This is a genomic window from Rubripirellula reticaptiva (assembly GCF_007860175.1).
In the GTDB taxonomy this organism is placed as follows: Bacteria; Planctomycetota; Planctomycetia; order Pirellulales; family Pirellulaceae; genus Rubripirellula; species Rubripirellula reticaptiva.
The window spans coordinates 464,974-477,228 of record NZ_SJPX01000004.1 but is presented as its reverse complement, the minus strand read 5'-3'; the positions used below and the strand labels follow the sequence as shown (position 1 = coordinate 477,228).

Below are 12,255 nucleotides of genomic sequence, written 5' to 3'. Positions count from 1 at the left end.
GCTAGGGCAACCACTCCGGTGACTCTCAAAGTATTTCTGCGTTACGGGCTGGCGTCAGCCGGCGGGACCGCAACAGGAACCGAATCGGTTGGTACAGGAGCAGCGGGCGACGGTGCGGCGGGCGACGTTTCAGGAGTATCGGCGGCCGGCACGGCGGGCTCTGCCGGATCCGCTCCGTCGGCCGCGGCAGGCTGGCCGTCCGCGGCATCTGCCTGAGGAACGGGCAATTCGCCATTGGCGTCTGCACCCGAGGTAACTCCGGTCGCGGCATCGATCAGTTCGTCGACGTTGTCCTTGTTGACTTGATCGAGAGCCAACTTCGCGGGGTCAGGCGGATTGTAGATAAAAATCAGACCATAGATTTCAACATTCATGTCCAAAGGAAATTCAGACGCAGGAGCGGTTGGCGCCCCGCCTGCCATGCCGCCCATTCCCATCCCCATGTCCATGCCGCCCATTCCCATCCCCATGTCCATGCCGCCCATCCCTGAATCCATGCCCCCCATTCCCATGTCTTCCATTCCACCGCTACCGCCCATTGCGGAAGCGCTTGCAGGCAAGATTCGAACTTGGTTGACGTGGACCATCAAAGGAACGCTGCCGCAGACCGCGAGCAACTCGGGTACGGCCCGTTGATCCATCTTCAAAGACATCATCACAGGAACTCGCTTGGCAACGGCGAGGGCCACATTATCGGGGCGATCCGTAGTCAAAGCCGATCGCAGTGACGCCGCATCGATTTTTTCGCCAGCGACATCGACATACCGATTCTCGGCGGGGTCGATGCCATCACCCTCCATTTCCATGCCCATGCCCATACCCATTTCCATGCCCATTTCCATGCCCATCATGTCCATGTCTTCCATGCCCATGTCATCCATGCCCATGCCCATGCCCATCCCCATGCCCATGCCTGCGTTCGCACCAGGCTTGGAAATCGTCCCGGCGCCGGCTTTGACCGAACGTCCAATAGCGATCTTCGAAATCTCATGGATCTTGGCTTGGTAGGGCTGAGTTGCGTCGCCGTTTACGTTGGCAATGATCTGCAACAACTGCTTCAAAACCCAAAGGTTCTCTTGCGAGTAGTAGACCTCAAGCGTCGATGGAAGCGACCCACGCCATGGAAACAAGTCCGACAGCAAACTGCTTTGGCTAGCTTGAGGCCATTTCACAAGCGGACCTTCGACGGCCCCCGTGATGCCAACGGCTCCCATGTTGCCCATGCCCATGCCCATATCCATCCCCATGCCCATGCCCATGCCCATGCCCATGCCCATATCCATCCCCATTTCCATACCAGCGTTAGCGGTAGCCTCGAATTCGGCTGTCCACTCAGCTTTTGCAATTTCGGCGATGCCGGGCAAGGACTTCTTGATGTAACGCTGATAGGTCGCCAACAACGTGATTTCTTTTTCATCACCTTCAAGCGTTGGGAACTCGACAAACACTTCGATCGGTATCATGTCGCGAAATTCGTCGACAAAGTTTTTGGTCAGTTCTTCTTCGGGCCAAGTCAAAATATCTCGCTGGCGATCGTAAAGAGTCTTCCACGACTCAAGCACTTCCTGCTGGCGTTTTTCAATCAGCGTTTCCATTTTCTCGTGCGAGATTGCATTGGGATGCCGCGACAGTTCGCCTTCGACCGAGCTGACCGTCGAAATTGCCTGATTGATCTTTGACGTTTGGCTTGCGTTCTCATCTGCCAACTTAGATGTCGTCATGAACCAAACGGCAAGCGATCCGATAAACACCACTGCCGACCCAATCCAAAAGCCATACTTCATGGCAACGGCAAGTTGTTCTTTGATTTTGTCCATGGCGAAGGCCGATCCGATAAGAGAAGCAAGCGGTGGTGGAAGTCACTTAGAACCAACACGATCGTTCAAATCGATCAATGCGGGATAAAGCCGGGTGTTTGTGGTCTGGTATTTTTTCGACAGTGGTTTTTCGACAGTGGTTTTTCGACACTGTTTGTTCGACACGGGGGCCAAACCGCCGTGCCAAGGTGGCTGATTAAAGCGAGCGTTAATTCTCGCCACAAATTTTCATTGACTCGCCGAGTGGTTCACTCGGCAAATCCATCATTCTTCGACGACCGCAGACTCTTCTGCGGCGGCCGTCGCAGCGGCTTCTTCTTCGGCTAGCAGCCGAGCCGCTTCCTTGGCTTCCAATCGCTCGGACAAGATTTTTTCTTGCCAAACGATTTGGTAGATAAATTCTAGCTTTCGAACCTGCAACATCGGCGCTTCAACCGCCGCATCGGGCGATGGTGCTGCACCACTGGCAACCAGCTTCATCTGCTCGGCCATGATGGCATCGGCGTCATAGTCGGGGTTCGCAATCGAGACGAGCTTATCCTTGTTGTCATCCAACAGCAGGGGATACGTCAGACCCATTTCCGGCAAGGTAAATGTTTCCATGATCCGCTTACCGTTGGCGTCGGTGCCGATGGGCAGTTCAACGCTGCTTTTCATGAACGACGTCGTCATCAAATTACGGACGTGGTTACTGCCTTCGAAACCGATGCGATCGGGACTGTTGTAATAGTGGTAACAGTTCAGTTGGATCACCCAACCCGGCCCAGTGGGCCCCAAATCTTCGTTCAAGTCCTCTGGAACTGGATTCCCCGTGATACGAGCCCAACTGCGGTATTCGTCGCGGTATCGACGAGCCACTTTTTCGGTGTACCACAACGACAGATCTTCGTAGTACTTGGTTTCGAATTGCTGGACGTGAAAGTCCTTGCGATCCAAGTATGGCAATTCCTTGGGCCCCAAAACTTTTCCATCAGGAAAGTCGGGGCGAGGAATTGCATCGTTGACGACCTTGATGATTTCCAGCCACTTCAAACGAGCTTCGCTGTTGCCGGAAACTTCTTTGCCGATGTCATTCAAATACGTCAGCTTGCTGTTCAGGTTGGCGTCGTCACTGAGGTGTTCGTCGGAATAGGTTTTCATCCGTGTCACTTCGGCTTGCGGAGCTTTCCACAAGTCATCGTGAGTGGTCGCCCACGACTTTTCCGTCAATACGTAGTGCGCCGACATGCCGACCATCAACGCTGCCAAACCGGCCAGCGTCCATGGTTTTTTGGCCCGGATCATTCGCTGGGTCAGTATCTCGCGAGGCACCAGCGACGCATGGATTTGCGAAACGCCTAGCCCTTGCAAACAAAGCCCATAACAAACCGCAAACGTCGGGATATTGTCGCGGAATGTAGGGATCGAAAGAACGTCATCGCCGCCGAGTCGATTGAATCGATCGAGCACGTGAACGTCGAAGCCCAAGTTTTTACCAAGGTAAGCTGCCAAACCTGGCATCTTGACCGTATTGCCAGTAACGATCAGCTCTTTGATGTCCGCCTTCTTGTCGATACTGCGGAAGAAACCGATCGAACGTTGCACCTCGGTGACCAAGTCATTGAAGACCGGACGCATCGTTTGGAAAATCAATTTCGGATCGACTGCTTCGCGAGCATTCCGCTTCAGATGTTCCGCCTTGGCGAAAGTCATCTTCAAGTCTTTGGTCAATTGGCGGGTAAAGTGATTACCGCCAATTGGCATGCTGCGCTGCCAAATTCGAAAACCGTTGGTGACGATCAAATCGCTGGAATCGGTGCCGATCGACAGCAGCACCGTCGATGGTGGTGGATCGTCCGAATCGAACACCCCTGCGTCGACCCGTTCATGCATGCGGTCGAACGCCAACATATTGTAGAGCGCCAACGGAGCAAGCTGGACCTGATCGACTTCGATGTTGGCTTCATCAAAAGGCGTCATTTGGCGGTAAGCTTGTTCGCGTTTCATTGCAAACAAACCGACTTCGCTTTCGAGCGCATAGCCTTCCTCGACCATGCTGCCGGGCATCATTTGGAAGTCCCAAACGACGTCGGCCAAGTCAAACGGAATCTGCTGGCGAGCTTCGTAGCGAACGATGTCGGCGATCTTTTTGACTTCGACCGGTGGTGGCTTGAAAAACTTTGCCAGCCCGCTTTGGCCAGGCACGCTGATGCAGACCTTCTCGGTGATCGCATCGTTTCGCTCTAACAACTGCTCTAGCGCATCGGCGATTAACTCCTCGGCCACCGCTTCGGGTTGGCTGAGGATCTTGGGGTACTCGATGAAATCGAATGCGTCGGCAACCGGCTCGCCATCGACCAACGAACAACGCAGCGCTTTGAGCGCCGTTTGCCCGATCTCAATGCCCCAAACGCCGGAACTGCTTCTTGCCATGATGGTTGCTTGGTGTGTTGGAAAACGGGTGGGGTCAGGTTTTGTCGCAGAGTCGCTAATCGTGTCGAACAGTCATTTCTGCCCGGAAACCGACTAGGCTAGTCGCTGGGCCGGTTCAAGCAGCGCGTCGATCGGTACAATCCGCAGACAGTTCGCCAGTTTAATGCGAATTGCGGCCAAAAGTACGCGAAGATCAAATTGCTGACCGAAACTCGCCGACTGAACGGCCGACTGTAACGAATCGACGGAATGATTTTGGATAAGTGCGATAAGTTGCTATGCAAAGTTGCCGCTCAGCAGCGATGAAGATGACGGTGCTGTGAACGGCGCTAACCCCATTCTATTGATTCATTGAACCCCAAGTCAAACTTTTTACTCCGATATGCCAGTCTTTGACGAGTGTTGCATTCTGATCCCGGCTTCGACGCTGGAAGACTTCCCCGCCAAGTTGTCGGATGACGACGCGCGCAGCCTGCTAGGCGCTTGGACAGCGCTTTGGCATCCACGTTTGCTGGCCCAAACCGAGCAAACGCCGGCCTGGTATCGCGCCGATGCGCCACCCGAACCGGCGGGCAAGCGAATCATGGTCGCGCCCCAGCCCAGCCTGGTGAAACTGCCGGATGGCTACGAGGCTCGCGCTCAAAACAACCCTGATTGCCAGTGGATCACCGGGAAATCACGCGACGAAATGATCGCCGCGATGGGCATTGCACCGTGCAATGAATTGACCGAATCACTGGAAAACACGAGCGATTCGGACGGTTCGGCGGATCTGGTGCGACGCGTCGGCGTCGCAGACTTCTATGCGGCGGGGTACGCGGCGCTGCAGATCCAGGTGATGACTCGCCGGCTGCGCTACACCAGCAATTTAGACGAGATTTTCCTGCAAACACGGATCGTGACGGCCGCAAAAGCGTTTTTGGCCGGCGATGCGTCCGCAGCCATTGCCTCGCTTCACGAAGTCTTTGATTCGCTGGCCGAGGAACGCGATCACTACTTCACGTCCGACCCTCACCTGATCGACTTGACGCTTTCGACGGCCTCAACGGTCGAAAAACTAGTCAAATCCTGGTCGGAAGCCCCCCATCGGTTCAGCGACCAAGTCCGCAAAGACTCGCCTCGACTGGCGACGCCGACCAGCGTGCTGATCGACTCGGGCGCCGCATCCAGCCTGACCGAGCTGGCCCAATCCAGTTCCCAGCCAACCGCCCAAAACTCAGCTGCAAAAGACTTCATCGACCGCCTTAAAAACGGATCGATTGGCTGGGCCGGTGGCGGCCCGGATCCGAACCAACAACTCGATGCGATGACGTTGGTCCAGGCCCAGTCGGCGTTTCAGGACGCCCACCGCGATGTGACGAATCACATCGGCGCACCGCCGGCAGTGTACGGACGAATACAAGGAGCAACGCCGTCGGATATGACCAAGACGATCATCGGATTGGGATACCGAGGCATGATTCCGATCGATTTCGCCGGCGGTAGCGGATTCGGAGACGAAGCCAAAGTGATCCTGCAGTCAGGCGGAGCCGAGATTGAAGCTCTGACGGCCAAACCGATCGATGCGAACAGCGATGCTGCGTTTCTGGCAATCGGCGCCAAGCTCGGTGAAGCGATCGACAGCGGCGAAGTCGCGACGGCACTGTTGGCCCATTGGCCGGAACAGGGATGCGACAGTTTCCACGACTTGCGGCGAGTCGGATCATGGTGCGTAGCGCTCGGACGTTTCTGGCGGATCGACCGGTACTTTACCGACGGCGAACATCCCTATCACCACGGCGGCGCTTCGGCAGCCTCGCCCGACTCGGCCCAATTGCTCACCGATCAAGTTGAATCAAAAACGGCCAATCCGCTCTCTAGCATCGCATCTGCGTTTCGCGACGGCATCCTTGCCGAACGCGATTCCATGCTGGCTGGGATGACGGCCTTGGCAACCGGCAAACCGGACGGAGTATCCCTAATCAACTCGCCTCAACAGTTCGCCGAAGCGATCGGCGCGATGGCGAGCAACCAAGGCAAATCACGACTGCTGGTGAACCCACATTCGATTGGCGTTCGCGATGACGTCGTGTTGCCATTCACTCCCAAACGCGGCAAACATGTCTACGCCAGTTCGTCCGTTGCGGGCGGCACCGGATCAACGGTGGACATCCCAGCCTGCGGCTTTGTCACCCTGCGTAGCGGAACCGGAAAAGGCGACCGCAGCGGCATGTCGTCTGCGAGAACTTGGCTGCGCAACAAATGGCTGGGCAGCCCAACGTCGATTGCAATGACTTCATCGGGCCAAGGCGGACGGCTGCAAAACGAATTCTTGGAAGCCACGATCCACCCCGAATCAGGTGGCATTTCCGGCGTCTATAGCGGCGCCACGCGAGGCAACCGTTTCTCGATGCGGCTAATTGCGGTTGGACTTGCCGGGCAAGCAGAAAAATCCGAAACGCAGATGAAGTGTGAAAAGCTGCGCGTCACCGAGTCGACACTCGCAAAGGGAGTGATCGAAGCCACCGGACGAATCACGGACGACGAAGACAAAGTTCTGGCAACGTTCACGATCACTTACACATTGCTGCGTGGCAGTCGAGTCATCGTGGTCAGCGGTGACGTCAAGCCCCAAGCCGAATTCGCCGATGATCCTTGGACGAGCTACCTTGCCGCCCGAGTTGCAGTGGCCTCCGATGCATCGACCTGTCGCGTCTTGCTGCGTGACAAAGTGCACCGCGGCGGCGGACGGCGTCTGGTGTCGCCACTGGGCTTATTGATCGACGAAGTGGATCGGCAAACCACGATCGGATCGGCAGGCCTAGCGTTTCACCGCAAAATCGGCGAACGCTTCTTTGACACGCTTCTAAGCGTTAAAGGGGAAACGCAAGCCGCATTCACAATTCATTATGGATTCGATGTTTCTAATCCAATCACAATCGCCAAGTCGATGATCGCTGGACCTGTCGAAGTGCAAGTTGATGCCTCGGAAAACACGCCCGATATTGGCTGGATGGTTCACAGTGCGCCGAAAGACTTATCGATCAGTTCGATGGAAGTCTTTCGCCGATCCGACGGCAAACTTGCCGCGATGATGCGAGTGATCCAGACTCGCCCCAAGGCTTGCAAGGCGACCTTGCGATTCTTCCGTGACGTGCGATTTGCATGCTTGGCCGGCAGCGAAAATGAAAGCGATTTTCGCAACCTTGACGAGCCAAGCGAGGATGCCGCCAATCGGTTAAAAAGCAAGGAAGACCAGGTCACGCTTTCACTTGCCTCGCATGCGTTTGCCGACCTTTTAGTCGTATTTGATTCATAGCTAAAAAGTGACGACCGCTATCGACGCCGCGCCCACACCACCGACTTTCGAAGAAGCCGCCATTCGCAGCGGATTGGTCAGCGTTTCGAAGTTCGCTCGCGCCGTCGAAATTGCCGGCACTCGCGAACCCGAGGCTGTCGCCGAAGCCCTGGTCCGCAGCGGCATCGTGACTCAGTATCAGGCCAACCAACTTCGCGATGGACGCACCAAACTGACCCTTGGGCCGTACTTGATCACCGACTTTATCGGCCAGGGCGGCATGGGACGAGTGTTCAAAGCGGTCCATCAAGTGATGGGCCGAGAGTGCGCCGTGAAGGTGCTGCCCCGTGAAAAATCAACTCACGAATCGCGAGACAGTTTCCGCCGAGAAATTCGCGTTCAAGCCGGACTCGACAGCCCCTATGTGGTCCGGGCCTTCGACGCCGGCCAAGATGGCAAAGTCCATTACCTGGTGACCGAGTACGTGCCGGGCACGGATTTGCGACGGTTGGTCCGCAGCCAGGGTCCGCTATCGATGGGCGAAGCGGCGCTGATCATTTCGCAGGTGGCGATGGGACTGCAATATGCCCATGACCTGGGGCTGATTCACCGCGACATCAAGCCGGGCAACATCTTGGTCACGCCCGACGGTCACGCCAAATTGTCGGACATCGGTTTGGCGGCTTGGAGCATGGGACTGCAGGACGATCCGCGAGCCGGAAAGATTGTCGGCACCGCCGATTACTTGTCACCCGAGCAGATTCGCGACCCAATGTCGGTCGGCCCGCTTTCGGATATCTACGCTCTCGGCTGCACGCTGTACTACACGGTCACAGGCAAGGTCCCATTTCCGGGCGGCGACTCGCGATCAAAATGCCGCCGTCACTGTGAAGAGACTCCTTGGCACCCTCGAAACTTGACGCCGGATCTATCAGAAGACTTTGTCGACACGATCGCCGACATGATGGAAAAAGATCCAGCCCGCCGCATTCCATCGGCTGCTGAAGTAGCCGAACGATTGGAACCGTGGGCTAGCGCCGCATCAGCGATCAACCACGGTTCTCTGGCATCAAGCGACGACCATCGACAGTGGACGCCACCACCACCGCCTCACGAACCATCTCAAATCCGCGAACTTCCCGAGACACCACAACTGTCCGGCAGCGCGGTGTCGATCGGGGAATTGGACTCCGCGGTTCATTCGCAAACGTCCGGAGGATCCTTGCCGCTAGGGTTCGAATTGGAATCGACGCCAGTTCGGCGACGGAGCCACATCATGCCGATCGCGATTTCACTTGCGATCGCGATTCCCATCAGCCTGCTGGCTGGCGCGATCATCGGCTTTTTGTTGCATGACCGAATTTAATATCTCATGTCACTCTGGTCTTCAGGCTGCGAAGGCAAGTATTTCGGCCTGGGTGGCGATGCAGCAAATGGATCGAGGACGTTCGCGACGGCAGGACCATGACTTCTCTCTCCTAATGCGACGCCATGCAACAGACGCCATGCAACAATCGTCCGAGTTCAGGTTATACGGATCATCCGGTTTACAGGGCCCCCACTGGTGGCAGGAATGGCTGGGAATGCCGAATTGGTAGGTTTTATCTATTTATCGGGCGGTTAAAGTGAGTTGTGTGTGTCGCCCATTTGCGACAAAACATGCGTCCTCCTCTCTTCAAAACCGCCCGATCCAATGCCGAACTCTCTCGAACAATGGACCTACGCAATCAAGCGACATTGGCTCCTGGCTTTTCTTATTTTTGTTTCCGTGATGTCTGTCACGGTCATGGTGATTCTGTTTGCACCTCGCGCTTACCATTCCGAAGCCAAGTTGCTGCTAAGGATCGGCCGTGAAAGCGTCAGCTTGGACCCGACGGCAAACTCCGTAGGCGAAACGATAAGCTTGCAACAAACGCGTGAGAACGAAATCCAGTCTGCGATCGGCGTCATGCATAGTCGCGAGATCCTTGAACGCGTCATCGACCAAATCGGCGTGGACGTGGTCATCAAAGGTACGAAACAAGCCGAAGACGACGGTTCAGGTGAAGCAGGCGAGTCGATCATTCCGAAATGGCTGGCCGAGAACATCGCCAAAGCAAAAGGCAAAGTTTCATCGATCGACCCGGTGACGCCTCGCGAAGTTGCGTTGACATCATTGGCCAAAGGCATCGGGATCTATGCCGCCAGTGAATCAAGCGTCGTGTCGATTGGCTACAAAACGAAGTCGCCCGACGTCGCTCAAGCCGTTGTCGCCGCTTGGGTCGACAGCTACCTCGAACAACACTCTAAGGTCAATCGCACCCCCGGCACGTTCGCATTTTTTACTGAACAGGGCGTCGCCCTTCGCGATCAGCTAAGCCAAGCACGAGCCGATTTGTATCAGATCAAGAACAAATCGAATTTGGTCACGATCGACGGACAGCAAAAACTGATCGAAGCTCAACTGTCCAAGGTGCGAGACAGCTTGATTGAAACCGATTCCGAGATCGCTTCGCTGGGTTCGCGTTTAAAGTCCTACGACAAGATGCTAACCGGGTTTGATGAAACCATCACTGAAGAGGTCACTGGCATCGCCGACGAAGGCCGCGCAATGATGCGAAATCAATTGTTCGACTTAGAAGTCCAACAGAAAGACCTGCTTAGCAAGTACAACGCCGGACACCCCAAACTTGTCGCAATCGAACGTCAACTTGAAGAAGCCGCAAAAATCGTCAACGAACAAGACAACGAGCGAGTCGAAGTCACCCGCTCGGTCAATCCGGCCTATCAACAATTGGTCGAGTACCGAATGCTTGATGAAGCGACGCTATCCGGCGCCACCGAAAAACAGAAATCGCTGCTCCTGAAAAAAACAGCCATCGAAGCCGAACTCGCTGAACTTAACCGGAACGAACAAAGCATCGCGACTGCTTCAAACGAAGTAACCCTGCTGGAAGACCGGTACGCTCGTCACAGCGAAAAGCTAGAACAAGCTCGACTCGACGAAGTCCTTGCTGATCAACAATTCACCAGTGTCAACGTCGTCCAGTCGGCGTCACTGGAAGAACGCCCTGTCACTCCCAACAAAGGACTATGTGCGGTCGCCGGATTCTTGGCCGCATGTGCCGCAGCGATAAGCTTGCCTGTACTGCTAGAGATCCGTGGATCAAGGCAACGCGAAATAGCAGCCACTCGAGCCAACCACCGCGACTGGAAATTCGAGCAACGAGGTGAGGCGAGCGAAAAGGAATCATCCATCGGTTCGCCGCACTATGAAACCGACATTTCCAAGTCGAGCCACAGCATGTCGGCGAAGCCCGTTGGGATAAGTGAAGTCGCGACGGCTAACAAAAACTGATTCATCGCGATGTCGACCCTTCACTCATCGCCGGTTTTGATAAACCCTGCAAGCGAACCGACGACAAGCATCGAGCCTCGGAAGGTTCGCTGGCTTGATACGTTCGCAAAGCTTTCGCTGTGGTCGCTTTCGATCATGGTCTACACGATGCCATCGACGACTTATACCCAGTCATGGCAACCACTCGACCTAGCAAAGCTGGTCGTGCTAGCGGTTGCCTGCGGCGGCGGTGTCGCAGCGATCGCCAGCGTGTGGTCCAGCCGAACATTGAAACGAGTCCTTAACCCACTTGCTCCTTTCTATCTGTTTTTGGGATGGACGCTGACGAGTGTTCTGTGGTCGCCCTTGAAATCAGTGACCATTGCCCAATCAGGCGGCTTGGTGGCAATGCTGTTGTTCGCCTCGATCGTCGCGTTCCTTAGCGTCAACGGGGATCGTGCAAAGCAGTTGCTGCAACATCTCAATTGGATGTTCTTGGTTTCCAGTGCAGTGGTTTTGATCGCGTACCTGATCAATCCCGAGATGTCTGGACTCGATCGCGGGCGAATTCATAGCGGCGGCGATGGACTGATTCACCCGACCGCCGCCGGTGCTACCGCGTCGCTAGGTCTGTTGCTGCCCGTCCTTTGCCACTGGGTTGGCGGTTTCATGTGGGCCAGAAAACTGATCGCCCCCAGCTTGATCATCCACGGCGCGGTTCTTGTACTGTCGAATAGTCGTACGGCATTGGCGATGGGAGTGGTCACGATCGGTGCGATCCTGTTCTGGTACAGCAGCAATCGACAACGGGCGATCGCGATTTTCACTGGCGCAGTGCTGGCGTTTGCTCTGTTACTTTTTGATCCTGGTTTTGAACTTGTATCATCGACGGCCGATGCGGGCACTCAATTTGTTTCACGCGGTCAGTCGAGCGAACAAATCAAAGCGGGATCCGGGCGCGGCGAATTGTGGGAAGCAGTGTGGGCCGAATACAAAAAATCGATGCTTATCGGTCACGGCTATTTTGTGACAAGCGAAACGGGAAAGCTGCACGTTTGGAATGAAACGCACAATTATACCGCCCATAACTTGGCGTTACAGATCCTGGCGTCGACCGGCGCGATCGGCTTCTTGATGTTTGCGTTTGCACTGATTCAAGCGTTCGGCGTTTCGATGTCGCTCAGACATGGCAATCTGTTCCAGCGGCAAATCGCGGTGATGGTAATCACGATCACGGTCTGGTTCGCCGGTTGGTCGCAACTCGGCGACTCGTTCTTGGGTCCAATCCGCCCTGAATCGATCCTATTCTTCACGATGCTAGGGATCGCGATTGGACAGTCCACGTTGCTGGTTCGGCCGAACGAAACCGCCTTCGAACCGCCCCAAAACATCAGCCGCTAACACAGAATCTGGCGACGCCGCAAACGGTCGCG

At 55.6% G+C, this 12,255-nt stretch carries 6 protein-coding genes; 4 read left to right on the top strand and 2 right to left on the bottom strand.

Going from position 1 to position 12,255, the window contains the following annotated elements:
* Nucleotides 1–41: 41 nt before the first annotated feature.
* The gene (locus tag Poly59_RS29670; protein ID WP_186776379.1) at nucleotides 42–1,817 is read right to left on the bottom strand and encodes a hypothetical protein; all 1,776 of its coding nucleotides are present in this window, start codon (nucleotides 1,815–1,817) and stop codon (nucleotides 42–44) included.
* 264 nt (nucleotides 1,818–2,081) lie between these two features.
* Nucleotides 2,082–4,229, bottom strand: a complete 2,148-nt coding sequence (gene pilM / locus Poly59_RS18805; RefSeq protein ID WP_146535657.1) for a type IV pilus assembly protein PilM — start codon at nucleotides 4,227–4,229, stop codon at nucleotides 2,082–2,084.
* A 382-nt stretch (nucleotides 4,230–4,611) separates the two neighbouring features.
* On the opposite strand from pilM, the gene Poly59_RS18800 reads away from it, so the two are divergent.
* The 4 genes from Poly59_RS18800 to Poly59_RS18785 all read left to right on the top strand — a co-directional run bounded on the left by Poly59_RS18800 (nucleotide 4,612) and on the right by Poly59_RS18785 (nucleotide 12,223).
* Nucleotides 4,612–7,527: a hypothetical protein gene (locus tag Poly59_RS18800; protein ID WP_146535656.1), complete on the top strand. Its 2,916-nt coding sequence runs from the start codon at nucleotides 4,612–4,614 to the stop codon at nucleotides 7,525–7,527.
* A 7-nt stretch (nucleotides 7,528–7,534) separates the two neighbouring features.
* Nucleotides 7,535–8,872, top strand: coding sequence for a serine/threonine-protein kinase (locus Poly59_RS18795; protein WP_246151759.1), 1,338 nt, complete (start codon nucleotides 7,535–7,537; stop codon nucleotides 8,870–8,872).
* A 327-nt stretch (nucleotides 8,873–9,199) separates the two neighbouring features.
* Nucleotides 9,200–10,843, top strand: coding sequence for a GumC family protein (locus Poly59_RS18790; protein ID WP_146535655.1), 1,644 nt, complete (start codon nucleotides 9,200–9,202; stop codon nucleotides 10,841–10,843).
* A 9-nt stretch (nucleotides 10,844–10,852) separates the two neighbouring features.
* A complete protein-coding gene (locus Poly59_RS18785; RefSeq protein WP_146535654.1) occupies nucleotides 10,853–12,223 on the top strand; it encodes an O-antigen ligase family protein in 1,371 nt (456 codons plus the stop codon).
* The last annotated feature ends 32 nt before the right edge of the window (nucleotides 12,224–12,255 follow it).